The sequence below is a fragment of the Amycolatopsis sp. NPDC098790 genome (assembly GCF_044759945.1).
Taxonomy (GTDB): Bacteria; Actinomycetota; Actinomycetes; order Mycobacteriales; family Pseudonocardiaceae; genus Amycolatopsis.
In genome coordinates, this window is the sequence record NZ_JBIWAI010000005.1 from 269501 (window position 1) to 286775 (window position 17275).

At 71.2% G+C, this 17275-nt stretch carries 17 protein-coding genes; 7 read left to right on the forward strand and 10 right to left on the reverse strand.

The window, feature by feature from the left end:
* Positions 1–33: 33 nt before the first annotated feature.
* Both ACIQWX_RS34850 and ACIQWX_RS34855 read right to left on the reverse strand, forming a co-directional pair.
* Positions 34–1221 carry a class I SAM-dependent RNA methyltransferase gene (locus ACIQWX_RS34850; protein WP_400880458.1) on the reverse strand — a complete coding sequence of 396 codons (1188 nt, stop codon included), beginning with the start codon at positions 1219–1221 and terminating at the stop codon, positions 34–36.
* Entirely contained in the window at positions 1218–3251 is a 2034-nt protein-coding gene (locus ACIQWX_RS34855; protein WP_400880461.1) for an APC family permease, read from the reverse strand. The genes ACIQWX_RS34850 and ACIQWX_RS34855 overlap by 4 nt, the downstream gene beginning before the upstream one ends.
* A gap of 93 nt (positions 3252–3344) precedes the next feature.
* Here ACIQWX_RS34855 and ACIQWX_RS34860 point away from each other — a divergent pair, with 93 nt between their 5' ends.
* On the forward strand, positions 3345–4010 hold the full coding sequence (locus ACIQWX_RS34860) for a potassium channel family protein (protein ID WP_400880464.1): 666 nt from the start codon (positions 3345–3347) through the stop codon (positions 4008–4010).
* The gene (locus ACIQWX_RS34865) at positions 4010–4666 is read left to right on the forward strand and encodes a potassium channel family protein (RefSeq protein WP_400880467.1); all 657 of its coding nucleotides are present in this window, start codon (positions 4010–4012) and stop codon (positions 4664–4666) included. Before ACIQWX_RS34860 ends, ACIQWX_RS34865 begins: the two co-directional genes overlap by 1 nt.
* 598 nt (positions 4667–5264) lie before the next feature.
* On the opposite strand, the gene ACIQWX_RS34870 is transcribed toward ACIQWX_RS34865, so the two are convergent.
* Both ACIQWX_RS34870 and ACIQWX_RS34875 read right to left on the reverse strand, forming a co-directional pair.
* Positions 5265–5987, reverse strand: a complete 723-nt coding sequence (locus ACIQWX_RS34870; RefSeq protein WP_400880469.1) for a DUF3159 domain-containing protein — start codon at positions 5985–5987, stop codon at positions 5265–5267.
* Positions 5988–5996: 9 nt separating this feature from the next.
* Positions 5997–6377, reverse strand: a complete 381-nt coding sequence (locus tag ACIQWX_RS34875) for an OB-fold nucleic acid binding domain-containing protein (protein WP_400880472.1) — start codon at positions 6375–6377, stop codon at positions 5997–5999.
* A gap of 135 nt (positions 6378–6512) precedes the next feature.
* Here ACIQWX_RS34875 and ACIQWX_RS34880 point away from each other — a divergent pair, with 135 nt between their 5' ends.
* Positions 6513–7196, forward strand: a complete 684-nt coding sequence (locus ACIQWX_RS34880; protein WP_400881441.1) for an alpha/beta fold hydrolase — start codon at positions 6513–6515, stop codon at positions 7194–7196.
* Between the two features lie 44 nt (positions 7197–7240).
* Here the strand turns inward: ACIQWX_RS34880 and ACIQWX_RS34885 are convergent, their stop codons facing one another.
* Entirely contained in the window at positions 7241–7903 is a 663-nt protein-coding gene (locus ACIQWX_RS34885) for a DUF3710 domain-containing protein (protein WP_400880475.1), read from the reverse strand.
* Positions 7903–8406 carry a dUTP diphosphatase gene (dut, locus tag ACIQWX_RS34890; protein WP_372668174.1) on the reverse strand — a complete coding sequence of 168 codons (504 nt, stop codon included), beginning with the start codon at positions 8404–8406 and terminating at the stop codon, positions 7903–7905. The genes ACIQWX_RS34885 and dut overlap by 1 nt, the downstream gene beginning before the upstream one ends.
* A 24-nt stretch (positions 8407–8430) precedes the next feature.
* Here dut and ACIQWX_RS34895 point away from each other — a divergent pair, with 24 nt between their 5' ends.
* Positions 8431–8913 (forward strand): DUF3093 domain-containing protein, encoded by a 483-nt coding sequence (locus ACIQWX_RS34895; protein ID WP_400880478.1) that lies wholly within the window; start codon positions 8431–8433, stop codon positions 8911–8913.
* Between the two features lie 138 nt (positions 8914–9051).
* On the opposite strand, the gene ACIQWX_RS34900 is transcribed toward ACIQWX_RS34895, so the two are convergent.
* A complete protein-coding gene (locus ACIQWX_RS34900; RefSeq protein ID WP_086676737.1) occupies positions 9052–9360 on the reverse strand; it encodes a DUF4193 domain-containing protein in 309 nt (102 codons plus the stop codon).
* 517 nt (positions 9361–9877) lie between these two features.
* Between ACIQWX_RS34900 and cei the strand changes: the two genes are divergently transcribed.
* Positions 9878–10561: an envelope integrity protein Cei gene (gene cei, locus ACIQWX_RS34905; protein ID WP_400880481.1), complete on the forward strand. Its 684-nt coding sequence runs from the start codon at positions 9878–9880 to the stop codon at positions 10559–10561.
* A gap of 695 nt (positions 10562–11256) precedes the next feature.
* On the opposite strand, the gene ACIQWX_RS34910 is transcribed toward cei, so the two are convergent.
* Entirely contained in the window at positions 11257–12075 is an 819-nt protein-coding gene (locus tag ACIQWX_RS34910) for an inositol monophosphatase family protein (protein ID WP_400880484.1), read from the reverse strand.
* 64 nt (positions 12076–12139) lie between these two features.
* Between ACIQWX_RS34910 and ppgK the strand changes: the two genes are divergently transcribed.
* Complete coding sequence (gene ppgK, locus ACIQWX_RS34915; protein ID WP_400881443.1) at positions 12140–12907, forward strand: polyphosphate--glucose phosphotransferase; 768 nt, start codon at positions 12140–12142, stop codon at positions 12905–12907.
* 185 nt (positions 12908–13092) lie between these two features.
* Complete coding sequence (locus ACIQWX_RS34920) at positions 13093–14499, forward strand: RNA polymerase sigma factor (RefSeq protein ID WP_400880486.1); 1407 nt, start codon at positions 13093–13095, stop codon at positions 14497–14499.
* 62 nt (positions 14500–14561) lie between these two features.
* Here the strand turns inward: ACIQWX_RS34920 and ACIQWX_RS34925 are convergent, their stop codons facing one another.
* Together ACIQWX_RS34925 and glgB are read right to left on the reverse strand one after the other, a co-directional pair.
* Entirely contained in the window at positions 14562–14954 is a 393-nt protein-coding gene (locus tag ACIQWX_RS34925) for a hypothetical protein (RefSeq protein ID WP_400880488.1), read from the reverse strand.
* 92 nt (positions 14955–15046) lie between these two features.
* Complete coding sequence (gene glgB / locus ACIQWX_RS34930) at positions 15047–17272, reverse strand: 1,4-alpha-glucan branching protein GlgB (RefSeq protein ID WP_400880491.1); 2226 nt, start codon at positions 17270–17272, stop codon at positions 15047–15049.
* Positions 17273–17275: the final 3 nt, after the last annotated feature.

Here is a 17275-nt window from a genome sequence, read left to right on the forward strand (position 1 = left end):
GCGAGCAGTGTGACGACCACCACCGACAAAAACTCAGGACAGCAGCGCCACGCACTCCACGTGGTGGGTCATCGGGAAGGCGTCGAAGGCCCGCAGATCGGTCAGCGAGTACCCGTGCGACGAGAAGAACGCCAGGTCACGGGCCAGAGCCGCCGGATCGCAGGCGACATACACAATCCGATCGGGTGAACCCGCCACGATCGACTCCACGACCGCCTTGCCCGCGCCCTTGCGCGGCGGGTCCAGCACCACCACGTCCACCGGCTTGGCCGCCGACGCCAGCACGTGCTCCACGCGCCCCGCCTGCCAGCTCACCTGCGGCAGGTCCGCGAGGTTCTTCTCGCCGTCGGCGACCGCGCGCCGCCCGGACTCGACCGCCAGGACGCGCCCCGACTCGCCGACCTGCGAAGCCAGCACCGACGCGAACAGCCCGACGCCCGCGTAGAGGTCCCACGCCGAGCCGCCGGAGGGCGCCTCCGCCCACTCCCCCACGACCGCCGACAGCGTCGACGCCGCGTCCGGGTGGACCTGCCAGAAACCGTGCGCGTCGAGGTGCCAGTCGCGGCCCGCCGCGTGCTGCACCGCGATCCCGCCGGCCAGCTGCCGCGCCCGGACCTTGCCGCGCACCGTCGACAGCTCGCGGACGTGCACGCCGCCGTCGCCGTCGCTGGTGACCTCCAGTTCGCTGCCCGGCCGCCAGCGCCGCGCCAGGACGTCGTCGAGCGCGCCGGGCACCGCGATCGGGCAGTCGGCCAAGGGCACCACCCGGTGGCTGTGGTGCGCCCGCAGCCCCGCGCGCCCGTCCCGGTCGGCGACCAGGCGGACGCGGCTGCGCCAGTCCAGCGGCCCGCCGTCGAGCGCCTCGACGACGACCTCGCGTTCGATGCCCGCCAGCCGCTGCAGCTGTTCCGCGACCACCGCCGCCTTGAGCGAACGCTGGTAGTCCGGGTCGGCGTGCTGCCAGTCGCACCCGCCGCACCCGCCGGGCACCGCGAGCGGGCAAGGCGGCGTCACCCGGTGCGAAGACGCCGAAAGCACCTCGACCGCGTCGCCGCGGCAGAACGACCCGCCGTTGTCCTCGGTCACCTCGACGCGGACGCGCTCGCCCGGCAGCGCGTGCCGGACGAACACGACGCGGCCGTCGGCGCGCGCCACGCAGTGGCCACCGTGCGCCACCGCGCCGACCTCGACCTCGAGAACCCGGCCCAGCCAGCTCGTCATTCGGCAGGCTCCTTGGGCTTCGGCGCCGCGACCGGCTTGCCGTTGGGCGAGAAACCGCGGCGGACGTCGCCGGCCGCGGGACGCTCGTTGCGGACGCGCGCGGCCGCCTTCGCCGACGACTCCAGCTGCCACGGCACGCTCGCCACGATCACGCCGGACTGGAACAGCAGGCGGCCCTTGAGCCGCAGCGCGCTCTGGTTGTGCAGCACCTGCTCCCACCAGTGCCCGACCACGTACTCCGGGATGAACACGGTGACCACGTTGCGCGGGTTGTCGCCGCGCACGCGCTTCACGTAGTCGAGGACCGGCTTCGTGATCTCGCGGTAGGGCGACTCGACGACCTTCAGCGGCACCTTGAAGTTGTGCGCGTCCCATTCGGCGGTGAGCCGGCGCGTGTCCGCATCGTCCACATTGACCGTGACGGCCTCGAGGACGTCCGGGCGCATCGCCTTGGCGTAGGCCAGCGCGCGCAGCGTAGGACGGTGCAGTTTGGACACCAGCACGATCGCGTGGTTGCGCGACGGCAGCACGGTCGGGGTGTCGCCGAGCTCCTTCAGCTCGTCGGCGACGCGGTCGTAGTGCTTCCGGATCGCCGTCATCAGCACGTAGATCGCCACCATCATCGCGATCGCGATCCACGCGCCGAGCAGGAACTTCGTGATCAGCACGATCACCAGCACGGTGCCGGTGCAGGTGAGGCCGATCGCGTTCACCGTCTGCGAGCGCCGCATCCGCCGCCGCTTGCCGGGGTCGGTTTCCTTGGCCAGCAACCGGTTCCAGTGCCGGACCATGCCCGTCTGGCTCACCGTGAACGACACGAACACGCCCACGATGTAGAGCTGGATGAGCCGGGTGACCTCGGCGTCGAACGCGATGATCAGGACCAGCGCGAAGGCCGCGAGGAACAGGATCCCGTTGGAGAACGCGAGCCGGTCGCCGCGGGTGTGCAGCTGCCGCGGCAGGTAGCGGTCCTGCGCGAGGATCGAGCCCAGCACCGGGAAGCCGTTGAACGCGGTGTTCGCGGCCAGCAGCAGGATGATGCCGGTGACGAACGAAATGTAGTAGAACCCGGCCGGGAAGCTCGCGAACACGGCGTGCGCGATCTGCGCCAGGATCGTCTTCTGCTGGTAGCCCGCGGGCGCGCCGGTGAGCTGCTGCGCCGGGTCCTCGGCGAACTTGACGTCGGTGATCACGGCCAGCGTGATGATGCCGATCAGCATGATCACCGCGAGCAGGCCCATCATCAGCAGCGTGGTGGCCGCGTTCTTCGACTTGGGCTTCTGGAACGCCGGGACACCGTTGCTGATGGCCTCGACCCCGGTCAGCGCCGCCGCACCGGAGGAGAAGGCGCGCAGGATGAGGAAGGCGTAGGCGAAGCCCGCGAAGGTCCCCTCCGCGTTCAGCGTGAACCCGGCGCTCTCGGCCTTCATCTCGGTGCCGGTCGTCCACTGGACCAAGCCCCACACGACCATGACCAGAACGCCCAGGATGAAGCCGTACGTCGGGATCGCGAAGGCCTTCCCCGACTCCCGGATGCCGCGCAGGTTGAGCGACGTCAGCACGACGACGATGACGACGGCCGCGAGCACCTTGTGCTCGGCGACCCACGGCACCGCGGACCCGATGTTGGCCACACCGGACGAAGTGGACACCGCGACGGTCATCACGTAGTCGACGAGCAGCGCGCTCGCCACGGTCAGGCCGAACTTGCCGCCCAGGTTGGTGTTGGCGACCTCGTAGTCGCCGCCGCCGCTCGGGTAGGCGTGCACGTTCTGCCGGTACGAGGCGACCACGATCAGCATGACCAGGGCGACCATGACGCCGATCCACGGCGCCAGCGCGTACGCCGAGAGACCCGCCACGCTCAGTGTCAGGAAGATCTCTTCGGGTGCGTACGCCACGCTCGAGAGCGCGTCGGACGCGAAGATCGGCAGCGCGATGCGCTTCGGCAGGAGCGTGTGAGCGAGCCTGTCACTGCGGAACGGACGTCCGAGGACCAGGCGTTTCAGCACGGTCGGGAACTTCGACACCACGGAAGCCTAACGGGCGGGGGGCACGGTAGGTTCGGCGCTGGCATGTCGGGGTAGGAACGGACGGGTAACCGCCGAATGAGGAGGCAGGGCGTGCACGTGGTGATCATGGGGTGCGGCCGGGTCGGCGCGTCCCTGGCCGCTGCGCTGGAGCGGCTCGGCCACGAGGTGGCCGTCATCGACAAGAGCCAGCAGGCGTTCCGCCGGCTGGGCAGCGACTTCCACGGCCAGCAGGTCGTCGGCGTCGGGTTCGACCGCAAGGTGCTGATCGAAGCGGGTATCGAGCGGGCCGGCGCGTTCGCGGCGGTGTCCAGCGGCGACAACTCGAACATCATCTCGGCGCGGGTCGCGCGCGAGAACTTCAACGTCGAGCACGTCGTCGCGCGGATCTACGACCACAAGCGCGCGGCCGTGTACGAGCGGCTGGGCATCCCGACGGTGGCGACGGTCCCGTGGACCACCGACCGGTTCCTGCGGACGCTGCTGCCGGACGGCGTGGCGTCGGCGTGGCGGGACCCGTCGGGCAACGTCGCGCTGCTGCAGCTGCCGCTGCACGAAGGCTGGGTCGGGCACTCGGTGCGGTCCCTGCAGGAGGCGTCCGGCGCGCGGGTGGCGTTCATCATGCGCTTCGGCACGCCGGTGCTGCCCGACAACAAGACCGTGGTCCAGGACGGCGACGACGTGTGGGTCGCCGCGCGCTCCGGCACCGTCAGCGACGTGACCAGCGTGGCGCAGCGCGAACCGGAGGACGAGAACTGATGCGGGTCGCGATTGCCGGCGCGGGTGCGGTCGGCCGTTCCATCGCCAACGAGCTCATCGACGGGCGCCACCAGGTGATGCTGATCGAGCGGGAGGCCGACCAGTTCGAGCCGCAGACGGTCGAGCAGGCCGACTGGGTGCTCGGGGACGCGTGCGAGGTGTCGATCCTGGAGGAGTCCGGGATCGAGCAGTGCGACGTCGTGATCGCGGCGACGGGCGACGACAAGGCGAACCTGGTCGTCTCGCTGCTGGCGAAGACGGAGTTCGCGGTCCGGCGCGTGGTGGCCCGGGTGAACAACCCGGCGAACGAGTGGCTGTTCACCGACGCGTGGGGCGTCGACGTGGCGGTCTCGACCCCGCGGATGCTCGCGGCGATGGTCGAGGAGGCGGTCAGCGTCGGCGACCTCGTGCGGTTGATGACGTTCCGGCAGAGCAACGCGAACCTGGTCGAGTTGACGTTGCCGGCGGAGACGCCGCTGGCGGGCAAGCCGGTGAGCGAGCTGACGCTGCCCCGGGACGCGGCGTTGGTGACGATCCTGCGGGGGGACCGGGTGATCGTGCCGCAGCCGGAGGATCCGCTGGAGCCCGGGGACGAGTTGCTGTTCGTGGCCACCGCGGATGTGGAGCCGGAGATCCGGACGGCTTTGGGGTACTGAGTTTGCGGCTTGGAAGGCCCCTGGTGCTGTGCGGCGGGGGCCTTCGAACGTCTGGGCCGGTCTCGCGCTGCCGCGAATGCCTCATTCGGGACCTCCGGCGCCGCGAATGCGACATTCGCGGCGCACGGCGGCCGAAACTGTCGGTGCCCGCCGGTAACGTGGAAACCGGGGGTTCCCCTACGCGCGCGGGTTGTCTGAGGCACGGGCCGTGCGGCCGGCCTTCCTCGGGCCGGCGGGTCCTGAATGGGTCGTTCAGGACGTTTGCTGCGCGGGAGATGGCATGAAAGACCCGTTCAGCGCGCCGGACGCGAGGAAAGACCCGTTCATGCCGTCCGGCCGGCCGAATTGTCGGTGCCTGCCGGTAGCGTGGAAAACGGGGGGCGCCCCCGCGCGGGCCTCCTCGGGCTCGCACGTCGGGACGGCGATCCGGGCGGTACCGGGGCCCGGTGCCCACTGGAAGCGTTCTCCGTACCCGACCCGACTCGAATGGCTCGTTCGGAACCTCCGAAGCCGCGGGTGACCCTTCGGCGGCCGCGGGCCACCAGCCGTGGGCTCCCTCGAGGCGCCGGTTCCGCCGGCCAAGGCTGTCAGAAGGAACTCAGGCTTCGGGGGCCGCGTACTTCTCGCGCAGCCGGGCTTCGATCTCCGCGTCGGTCTCCGGCTTCGGCGCGGTCTCCTCCATCGCCTTCAGCCGCTTGTCCGACCGCCGCACCGCCCACACCACCACCAGCAGCCCCAGCGCGTACAGCGGGTAGCCCATCGCGATCTTCGCGAACGCCAGCCACCCCGTGTAGTCCTCCTGGTACAGCCACCGCTGCACCACGAACCGCGCGGCGAACACCAGCGCCAGCGCCAGCGTCGCGATGTCGTAGCCGTAGCGGGACGGCTTGTCCTTGCGCCACGCCTGGCCCGTGCCGTTCAGCACGTTCCACACCACGCCCGCGATCGGCCAGCGCACCACCACCGACAGCACGAAGATGCCGCAGTAGACCAGGCTCGCGTAGATCCCGAAGAGGAAGAACCCCTTCGCCGACCCCGTCCGGTAGGCGATGAACGCCGCGATCGCGACGCCGAAGAAGCCGGAGATCGCCGGCTGCAGGGGCTCCTTGCGGACCACCCGCAGCACGGTGATCGCCACCGCGCTGCCCACCGACGTCCAGATGGCCGCGGTCAGCCCGAAGAACGCGTTCGCCAGCACGAACACGATCACCGGCACCGAGGAGTAGATCAGGCCGGACACGCCGCCCATCTGCTCCAGGAGGGTCGGCTGCGGTTCGTCGCCGGAGTCGGTCTTCTTCTCGCTCGGGGCGGGTTCAGTCACGATGGGTGATCAACTCACTGGGCTCTGGAGCTCGTAATAGGGGTTGTACAGCACCTTCTGGCCGTCACGCTCGGCCATCCGACCACGCACCTTGATCGTCCGGCCAGGCTCGATGCCCGGGATCCGGCGGCGGCCGAGCCAGATTAGCGTCACGCCCTGTGTCCCGTCGAACAGCTCCGCCTCCAGCGTGGCGGCCTCGTTCGTCGGGCAGAGCTCCACGCTGCGGAGTCTCCCCATCACGGTGACCTCTTCGCCGGAACGGCAGTCGCAGGCCCGCTGCGCGCCCTCGGCGCCGGCCCTCATCGACATCTCGTCGGCGTCGAGCTCGTCGACGTCGCTGGTCAGCTTGCGTACCAGCCGGCTGAAGTAGCCGCCGTCTTTGGCGGACATAGGTGCTCCTGTGCTCCGGGGCCCCCGACATACTGCTTGCGGCCCGTGCGATTCCAGCGTACTGCGGTCCCCGCCAGGGAAACGCCTTTGCGCAAAGATCGCAACGTGACGTCCGCAATCAGAGTTCCCGCCGCGGTGCTGCTGCCCGGCACCGGCTCGGACGAGGTGTTCGTCCGGGCCGTCTTCGGCGGCCCGCTGCGCGCCCTCGGTGTCCCGCTCATCGCGCCACCGCCGCCGCCCGGTGCGGCCCTCGCCGACGGCTACCTGGCCACCCTCGACACGCTCGCGGACGAATACGGCGAACTGCTCGTAGGCGGCATTTCGTTCGGCGCCCACCTCGCCGCGGAGTGGGCGGTCGCCAACCCGGGGCGTTGCGGGGGCCTGCTGGCCGCGCTCCCGGCCTGGAACGGCGTCCCGGGCTCAGCACCCGCGTCGCTGGCCGCGACGCTGTCCGCCGATCTGGTGGCCGCCTCCGGGGTCGACGCGGCGCTGGCGCAGACGGCGGGCAGCCCGGACTGGCTGCGGGCCGAACTCGACCGGGCGTGGCGCCGCCACGGCGACGGATTGGCCGACGGGCTGCGCGTCGCGGCGGGCCGCCGCGCCCCCGCCATCGAGGAACTGGCGGCCCTCGACGTGCCCGCCGGGATCGGCACTTGCACCGACGACCCGATCCACCCGACGAAAGTCGCATCGGAGTGGGCCCGCGCACTCCCCCGGGGCGTCCTCGGCGAAACGACTCTCACGGCGCTCGGCGCGGACCGCGAGTCCCTCGGCCGGGCGACCGTCCTGGCCTTCCTGAGGGCCCTGGAAACGCCGTGAAGGCCGCCTCGGGACTTCCGGGGCGGCCTTCAGGGAACCGAGCGTCAGCCCTGCTGTTGCTGGGCCGCGATGTGCTCGGCGACCGCGTCGGGCAGCGTGATGGTGAGCGGGGTGCGGACCGGCATCGGCGCGTCGCCGCGGTCGACGATCGTGCGGCGCACGATCCCGCGCAGCACCTCGACCGCCGCCGCGGCCTCCGACTGCGGCCCGGCGATGACGCCGCGCAGCATCCAGCGGGGCCGGTCGACGCCGACGAAGCGCAGCGCGACGTCGCCGACGATGGCCGAGATCTCCAGGCCCCACACGCCGCGGCCGATGTTGACCTTCGCGCCGTCGGCCCGCAGCTGCTCGGCCAGCTCGGTGCTGACCTCGCGCCACAGCCCGCCCGAGCGCGGCGCCGCGTAGGCGCTGACCGTGATCTGGCCCTGCTCGGTGACGACGTGCACGGCGCGCACGCCCTGCGTCTCGGGGTCCATCTCGACCTGCACCTGGGAACCGTCCGGCACCGGCACCTTCACCGAGCCGAGGTCGATCCGCGGGACGCCGTCGTCCTCGAAGTCCGCGACGTCGAACGGGCCGTCGGAAACGTCCGAAAGCTCCGAGTCCTCGTCGTACGCCTCGTCCTCGATCGTGTCGTCGGCTCCGGGCGCGGCGTGCCGTCCGGCGGACCCGCCCTCGGTCCGCCGCTTGCGTCCGAAAATCCCCACTACTTCTCCGTTCCTTCCCCCGTGCCGGCGCTCGCGGCGAGCGCCGGTGCTCCCAGTGTGGCGTGTCCACCCGTGGAGCCGTAGCCTCCGTCGCCCCGCTCGGTCGTGTCGAGCTCGGCGACCTCGACGAACACCGCGTGCTCGACCCGCTGCACGACCAGCTGGGCGATGCGGTCGCCGCGCGCGAGCTCCACCGGGTGCCGCGGGTCGTGGTTGATCAGGCAGACCTTGATCTCCCCGCGGTAGCCCGCGTCGATCGTGCCCGGCGTGTTCACCACCGAGAGGCCGACCCGGGCGGCCAGGCCCGACCGGGGGTGGACGAACCCCGCGTACCCGGGCGGGAGTGCGATGGCGACGCCGGTGCCGACGACGCCGCGTTCCCCGGGTTTCAGCACGATATCCGAGGTCGTGACGAGATCGGCGCCCGCGTCGCCCGGGCGGGCGTAGGCGGGCAGCGGGACATCCGGGTCGAGCCGGGAGAGGAGTACCTGAACGCTGGACACGGGCGGCGAGATTACTCTCTACCCGTGGGTGAATCTGCGAAGACGGCCGCGAGTGCCGCGGTCCGGCACTCCGAGCGGCTGTACGTCCCGTGGTGGGGCTGGCCGCTGCCGGTGCTGGGCGCGATCCTGCTCGCGGCCGAGGTCGACATGGGCTACCCGGGTGTCCGGGCGTGGCTGCCGTACGTGATCGCGCTGCCGGTGGTCGTCGCGCTGATGCTGTCGCTCGGCCGGTCCAAGGTCCGCGTCACCGGCGGCGACGAGCCGGAGCTGTGGGTCGGCGACGCGCACCTGCCGCTGCGCTACGTCGGCGAGGTCGAGATCTTCGACAAGGAGGCCAAGCGCAAGGCGTTAGGCCGCGACGGCGACCCCGCCGCCTACGTGCTGCACCGCGGCTGGGTGGGTCCGGTCGTGCGGATCCGGCTGACCGACCCGGCCGACCCGACGCCGTACTGGCTGTTCAGCACCCGTCACCCCGAGCGCGTCGCCGAGCTGGTCAAGGGCGCCTGAGCCTCCCGGGACATGGGAAGGGGGCCGGCCTGCCGGCCGGCCCCCTTGTCCCCAGCGCGCTCAGAGCCTCCCCCTTGGTGCCCTCGAGGCTCCTCGTCGCGTCTGTTCGTCCCCTGTGTCCGAGAACCCCTGCGTGTGTCAGGCGCAGTCGCGGCAGATCAGGCGTCCGCCGCTCTCCTCGGCCAGCCGGCTGCGGTGGTGCACCAGGAAGCACACGGAGCAGGTGAACTCGTCCGCCTGCTTCGGCACCACCTTCACGGTCATGTCCTCACCGGAAAGCCCGGAGAGGTCGGCACCCGGCAGCTCGAAGTTCTCGGCGGTCGCGTCCTCGTCGACGTCGACGACGCCGGACTGGTTCTCGTTCCGCCGGGCCTTGAGCTCCTCCAACGAGTCTTCGGCCAGCTCGTCGGCCTCGCTGCGGCGCGGAGCGTCGTAGTCGGTAGCCATGTGTCCCTCACCCCTGCGATCAGCTTGTGTAGTCGTTTTCCCGGACCCCCGGGTGCGCCCGTGAGTCCGCCGTGCCGCTGGTCAACGTTCCAGGGCCCTCGTTTGTGCCCGACGGCCGAAGTGACCGAGGTCTCTTCTTTTCGCGCCTCTTCCTGCGGCCGGAGCCCGGGAAGGGTAGCTCACGCCCGCGACGGTTCTGCAACGAGTCAGACATTGCCGGGGAATCGTCACCCGACAGGGGGAACCCGCAGGTAAGACGCGGTGTCGTCCATTCGGGTTGCCCGGAGGTGGAGAACTTCACCGGCGGCCCGTGTCCGCTTGCCCCGCGCGGCCCCGCCGTGGTGCGATCGCCGCACGGGGATCGGCCGCGTGCGGGGCACGCGGCGACGGGCGGGCACGGGTGTTCCCGCCCGCGTGACCCGGCACGGTGCGCGCCGGCCGCAGCGCCTAGGCTGAGCGGCCACGACGGTGCCGGGTTCGCACCGGCCGGGTTCGGTGTTCGGGAAGGGACGGGCGGGTGGCGTCGGGGAACGGCATCGGGGACCGTGGGACGCGGCCGTATCGCAAGCACAAGCCGCTGCCGGCGCTGATCGTCATCGGCGTGCTGGCGCTCGGCGCGATCATCGTCTGGATCAACGCGGCGGTCGGCAAGGGCGACGTCGACGACGCCGTGAAGTGCGACCCGGCCGCGAGCCCGCCGCCGGGGGTCACGTTCAGCTCGCTGCCCCACAACGCCCTCGACGACCGCGCGCCGGTGCCGCCGGACAAGGTCGCGGTGAAGGTGCTCAACGCGTCCAGCACCCGCGGCCAGGGCGGCATCGCCACGACGGCGCTCAAGGAGCTGGGGTTCACCGGAGCGGGTGAACCGGCCAACGACCCGGCGTACGAGGGCCGCGAGGCGAAGTGCCGCGGCCAGATCCGCTTCGGCGAGAACGGCAGCACGGCGGCCCGCACGCTCAGCCTGGTGGTGCCGTGCGCCGAGCTGGTCCAGGACAACCGCAAGGACGCGAGCGTCGACCTGGTGACGGGCACGCTGTTCGGCGACCTCCGCCCGCGCGAGGAGGCCCGCCAGGTCCTCACCCAGCTCGCCGACTGGTCCAAGGCCCACCAGGGCGGGGGGTCGAACGAGCAGTCGGCGGGAGGCCAGGCGCCGGTGATCGACCAGACGCTGCTGGCTTCGGCTCGCGACGTCGCCTGCTGAGTCGTCGCCTGCTGGGCCTGAGCCTGCCAAGCCGTCGCCTGCCGAGTCTGAGCCGCCCGAAGCCGCGAGCGTGGCGCAACCCGCGCGCGTAACGGGACCCCCGGTTTCTACGTTACCGCTGGGCACCGACAGTTTCGGCCTGGCTCACGTCCCTCAATCGTTCGCGCGATCCGAGGCTGTCGCCGTCGGATCTGCGGGACCAACCGGCCATGACCGAGACGGTGGCGGTCGCTCTTTGGGTGGCTCACCTGCCTGGACCGGCGATGCAGCGCGCATCACCGACCGCTGCCCGGGCAGTGTCGAGGTCGAAGCCCGCGACGCGTTCCTCATCGCCGCCTTCGTGCTCGGGAGCGAGCCATCGGTCCGCGGATCGGCCGCCGGGAATCCTGACCGGCCGAGGCGAGTCGGCCAGAATCGTCGAGGCCGGCTGCCGCGAGTTCACCGCGATCGTCCTCAAGCGCACCGTGATCGCCGATGCCGCGCCCGCCGACCCGAAGCACGCAACCCGCGCGCGTAGGGGCGCCCCCGGTTTCCACGCTACCGGCGGGCACCGACAACTTCGGCCGCCCAGCACCCCGGTCCCGACCTCCCGGCACTCTGGTCCCGACCTCCCGCGCCGCCGCGAATGTCGCATTCGCGGCGCCGGAGGTCCCGAATGCGTCATTCGCGACCTGCCGGGCCGCTCAGACCTCCGCTCAGACCTCCGCAGCCCCGCAGTCCGCCAAAACCTTCCGCAGCGGATCGGCGATCGACGGCGCCGCCGCGTACGTCGCGTCCGCGCCCAGCTCCTGAGCCGATCCCGGCAACAGCACCTCCGCGCCCGCCTCCGCCGCGATCAGCGCACCCGCCGCCCAGTCCCAGCGGTGCAGCCCGTGCTCCACGTACGCGTCGAGCCAGCCCGCCGCCACCGCGCACAAGTCCAGCGATGCCGCTCCGTTGCGCCGGATGTCGCGGACGCGCCCCAGCAGCTCCGCCGCGAAGCGCGACTGGCGGGTGCGGCGCTCGGCCGAATACGCGAAACCGGTTCCGACCAGAGTCAGCTCCAGCCGCGCGGGCGCCGACACCGCCAGCCGGCGGTCGTCCAGGTACGCGCCCTGGCCGCGGGCCGCCGACCAGACGCGCCCCGTCGCCGGCTCCACCACCGCGCCCGCCACCGACTCGCCGCCGATCTGCGCCGCCACCGACACCGCGAACCACGGCAGCCCGTAGAGGAAGTTGACCGTCCCGTCGATCGGGTCGACGACCCAGGTCACGCCGTCGCCCGCCGCGCCGCCGCCCTCCTCGCCCAGCACCGGCTCGCCCGGCCGCAGCGCGGCCAGCCGGTCGCGCACCAGCCGCTCGGACTCGTGGTCCACCGCGGTCACCACGTCGGTGTCCGCGGACTTGGTCCCCACATCCACCGAACGACCGTTCGCCATGCCTTCCCAGGCCTCGCGGACCAGCTCGGCGGCGTCCGTCGCGACCTGCACCGCGACGCTTTTCAGCAACGACTCGTCAACTCCCACGTCCGACATGTCACCACATCCGGTTAAAGTCTCCGAGGCAGGCTTCTGAATCGTGCGAGAAGGGACCACGTCCGTGGTGGAGGCGACCCGCCGAGGTTTCGGCATCGACATCGGCGGCAGCGGGATCAAGGGCGCCTTGGTCGACCTGGACAAGGGGCAGCTCATCGGCGACCGGATCCGGATCGAGACGCCGAAGCCGTCCACCCCGTCGGCGGTGGCGGACGTCGTGCACGACATCGTCACGCAGGCGGCCTGGGACGGCCCGGTCGGCGTGACGCTCCCGGCGGTCGTCAAGAAGGGCGTCGCGCACACCGCGGCCAACATCGACAAGCAGTGGATCGGCACCGACGCCGACGCCCTGTTCGCCAAGCGGCTCGGCCGCGGCGTCGACCAGATCGCGATGCTCAACGACGCCGACGCGGCGGGCATGGCCGAGATCCGCTTCGGCGACCCGGTCGCGCGCAAGGGCGTCACCGCGCTGCTCACCTTCGGCACCGGCATCGGCAGCGCGGTGTTCCAGGACGGCAAGCTCGTCCCGAACACCGAGTTCGGCCACCTGGAGATCGACGGCCACGACGCGGAGAAGCGCGCGGCCGCCTCCGTGAAGGACAACGAGGGGCTCTCCTACCCCGAATGGGCCAAGCGCGTGCACCGTTATCTGACCGTGCTCGAAAACCTGATCTGGCCCGACCTGTTCATCGTCGGCGGCGGGGTCAGCAAGAAGGCCGAGAAATGGGTGCCGCTGCTGGACATCCGCACTCCGGTGCTGGTCGCGACGCTGCAGAACAACGCCGGGATCGTGGGTGCCGCGGCGGCCGCCGCGGAGGGTATCCAGCACTGAATCCGGCCCGAAACCGGGCCGGAGGGTGATCGCTTCGCGACGCATGCGCGTACCGTCGTTACAATGGAACACGGCCCACGGCTGCGGAGGCCAAAACCGCAGGCCGAGGCGTGATCCCCGAATGTGAGGCAGCAGTGGCACCCGTGCCGTTGCTCGTCATGATCGACCGCTGCGAAAGGGCGTAAGTGGCAGCCGCAAGAACCGCAACCCGAGGCGGGACGAAGACCGCGACCGCAGCCGGCGAGCCGGCCGAAGAGGCAGCCACCGGGACGGCGAAGCCAGCGGCGCGCAAGACCACCACCGCCAAGAAAGCGCCGGCCAAGAAGGCTCCGGCGAAGAAGCCCGCGACCAAGGGCGCGAAGACCGAAGACGGCGAGCCGGACGGTCCCGGCGAGATCGACGAAGCCGAACTCGACTCGCCCGACCTGTCGGACCTGGAAGAGGTCGAGGTCGACGTCGTCGACGAGACGGTCAACGACGAGCCGGACACCGACTCGGCCGACGACGACGATGACGACGACGAGTCGGACGAGGAGACCCCGGCGCAGCGCCGCCGTGGCGCCGCCGCCGACAAGGCCGCCGCCGCCAAGAGCTCCGACAACCCGGACTTCGTCTGGGACGAGGAGGAGTCCGAGGCGCTGCGCCAGGCGCGCAAGGACGCCGAGCTCACCGCGTCGGCGGACTCCGTGCGTGCCTACCTCAAGCAGATCGGCAAGGTCGCGCTGCTGAACGCCGAGGAGGAGGTGGAGCTCGCCAAGCGGATCGAGGCCGGGCTCTACGCCGCCGAGCGCGTGCGCACCGCCGAGGAGGAGGGCGAGAAGCTCGTCACCCAGATGCGCCGCGATCTCAAGTGGATCGTGCGTGACGGCGAGCGCGCCAAGAACCACCTGCTGGAGGCGAACCTCCGGCTCGTGGTGTCGCTGGCCAAGCGCTACACCGGCCGCGGCATGGCGTTCCTGGACCTGATCCAGGAGGGCAACCTCGGCCTGATCCGCGCGGTGGAGAAGTTCGACTACACCAAGGGCTACAAGTTCTCGACGTACGCCACGTGGTGGATCCGCCAGGCGATCACCCGCGCGATGGCCGACCAGGCCCGCACCATCCGCATCCCGGTGCACATGGTCGAGGTCATCAACAAGCTCGGCCGCATACAGCGCGAACTCCTGCAGGACCTCGGCCGCGAGCCGACGCCCGAGGAGCTCGCCAAGGAAATGGACATCTCCCCGGAGAAGGTCCTGGAGATCCAGCAGTACGCGCGTGAGCCGATCTCGCTCGACCAGACGATCGGCGACGAGGGCGACTCGCAGCTCGGTGACTTCATCGAGGACTCCGAAGCGGTCGTCGCGGTGGACGCGGTGTCGTTCACGCTGCTGCAGGACCAGCTCCAGTCGGTGCTGCAGACGCTGTCCGAGCGCGAGGCGGGCGTGGTCCGGCTGCGCTTCGGCCTCACGGACGGCCAGCCGCGCACGCTCGACGAGATCGGCCAGGTGTACGGGGTGACCCGCGAGCGCATCCGGCAGATCGAGTCGAAGACGATGTCGAAGCTGCGCCACCCGTCGCGGTCGCAGGTGCTGCGAGACTACCTGGACTGAGTTTCTTCGCAGGGAAACCCCGTCACTGCGGTGGCGGGGTTTTCTTGTGTCCACTTCGGACCTCAGGGGACGGCCAGGCCGCGCTCCCGCAGCGACTCCTCGACGCGCAGGCGTTCGATCTCGCGGTCCATGCCCTCCGGCAGCTCCGCGAGCCGGTGACACACGTCCACCTGGCGGCACGCCTGGGCGAGCAGCTCGTCGTACGCCTGCCGGGTGCCCAGCCGGCGCGCGGCCGGGGTGCCCGACGGGTACTCGGCCAGGAGGCGGTGCACCCGCCGCAGGTCGGCGGCGACGCGCTCGATCGGCGGGACCACCGGTTGCGGCTTCGCGTGCTTCTCGCGGATCCGGTGGATCAGCTTCGGGACGCGCAGAGCGCACCAGAACAGCACCGTGGGGGCGATGCAGACCACGGCGAAGAGGATCAGGTTCACGAGGACGCCGCCGGCGCCGGTCATGCACCGATGGTAAGCCCGCACCGGCCCGCGAGCGGAACCTTTTGAGCGCCGGGGCGGCACTTTCACGTGAAAGTGCCGCCCCCCGCGATGACTCAGGGGAGCTCGGGGGTCTCCGAAAGCACCGAGGTCTCCGGGTTCTCCTGGACCAGCCAAAGCACACCCGCGGGCGGCAGCTGCAGCACCGCCGAGGCCGGCTGCCCGTGCCAAGCATCCTCGGTGGCCTCCACGGCCCCCAGGTTCCCGACACCCGAACCGCCGTACGCCTCCGCGTCGGTGTTGACCACCTCGAGCCACCGCCCGGCCGACGGCAACCCCACCCGGTAGTCGTGGTGCGGCACGCCCGAGAAATTCGCGATGCAGGCCAGCCGGGACCCGTCGGTGCCCAAGCGCAGGAAGCTCAGCACGTTGCCGCTCGAGTCGTTCGCGTCGATCCAGCGGAAGCCGTCCGGGGTCGTGTCCTGGCTGAACAACGCCGGCGTCGAGCGGTAGACCGAGTTCAGCGACCGCAGCAGGTCCTGGACGCCGCGGTGCAGGGGCTCGTCCAGCAGGTGCCAGTCCAGGGACCGCTGCTCCGACCACTCCGCGGGCTGGCCGAACTCGCCGCCCATGAACAGCAGCTGCTTGCCCGGGTGCGCCCACATGAACGCCAGCAGCGAGCGCAGCCCGGCCGCCTTGTTCCACGCGTCGCCCGGCATGCGGCCCCACAGGGATCCCTTGCCGTGCACCACTTCGTCGTGCGACAGCGGCAGCACGAAGTTCTCGCTCCACGCGTACACCAACGAAAACGTCATCTCGTTGTGGTGGTACGCCCGGTGGATCGGCTCGTGCGACAGGTACCGGAGCGTGTCGTGCATCCAGCCCATGTTCCACTTGAAGCCGAAACCCAGACCGCCCAAGTGCGTCGGCCGCGTGACGCCCGGCCACGCCGTCGACTCCTCGGCCACCATCACGATGCCCGGGTGTCGCTTGTAGACGGTCGCGTTCAGCTCCTGCAGGAACTTCACCGCGTCCAGGTTTTCCCGGCCGCCGTACTGGTTCGGCAGCCACTCCCCGTCCTTGCGGGAGTAGTCCAGGTACAGCATCGACGCCACCGCGTCCACGCGCAGGCCGTCGAGGTGGAACTCCTCGATCCAGTACAGCGCGTTGGCGACGAGGAAGTTGCGGACCTCGTTGCGGCCGAAGTCGAACACGAGCGTGCCCCAGTCGGGCTGCTCGCCGCGGCGCGGGTCCGCGTGCTCGTACAGCGCCGTGCCGTCGAACTTCGCCAGTGCCCAGCTGTCGCGCGGGAAGTGCGCGGGCACCCAGTCCACCAGCACGCCGATCCCCCGCTGGTGCAGGCGGTCGACGAAGTAGCGGAAGTCGTCGGGCGAACCGAAGCGGGACGTCGGCGCGTAGTACGACGTCACCTGGTAGCCCCACGAACCGCCGAACGGGTGCTCCGACACCGGCAGCAGCTCGACGTGCGTGAAGCCGGTCTCGACGAGGTAGTCGCCGAGCTGGTCGGCCAGCTCGCGGTAGTCGAGCCCGGGCCGCCACGAGCCGAGGTGCACCTCGTAGACGCTCATCGGCGCCGCGGACCAGTCGGTCGCCTCGCGCTGGGCGACCCACAGCTCGTCGTCCCACATGTGCCCGGAGGTGGTGACGACGGACGCCGTCGCGGGCGGCTGCTCGGTGCCGAACGCCATCGGGTCGGCCTTCTCGTGCCAGTTCCCGTCGGCGCCGAGGATGCGGAACTTGTAGCACGTGCCGGCACCGACGCCGGGGACGAACAGCTCCCAGATCCCGGACGAGCCGAGCGAGCGCATCGCGTGCCCGCGCCCGTCCCAGCCGTTGAAGTCGCCGATCACGCGGATGCCGCGGGCGTTGGGCGCCCACACCGCGAACGACGTCCCCTCGACGACGCCGTTCGGCGTCTCGTACGAGCGGACGTGCGCGCCGAGCGCTTCCCAGAGCCGCTCGTGGCGCCCTTCGCCGATCAGGTGCAGGTCGAGTTCGCCGACCGTGGGCAGCCAGCGGTAGGGGTCGTCGGCGGTGACGGTGTGCCCGTCGTACTCGACCTCCAGCCGGTAGTCGCCCGGGTGCTCCGGCACGGCGGCGGCGAACAGCGCGTCGATGACCGGCTCCAGCGGGTACCGGTGCTCGCCCGCGAGCAGCGTGACGCCCTTGGCGCCGGGCAGCAGCGCCCGGGCCGCGAAGCCCTTGCCCACCGCGTGCACGCCCAGCACCGAGTGCGGGTCGTGGTGCGAACCGGCGAGCAGCCGGTCGATGTCCGCGGCCGGCGGGGCCGCGGCCGGGAGGCCTTCCGGAACCGCGTTCACGGT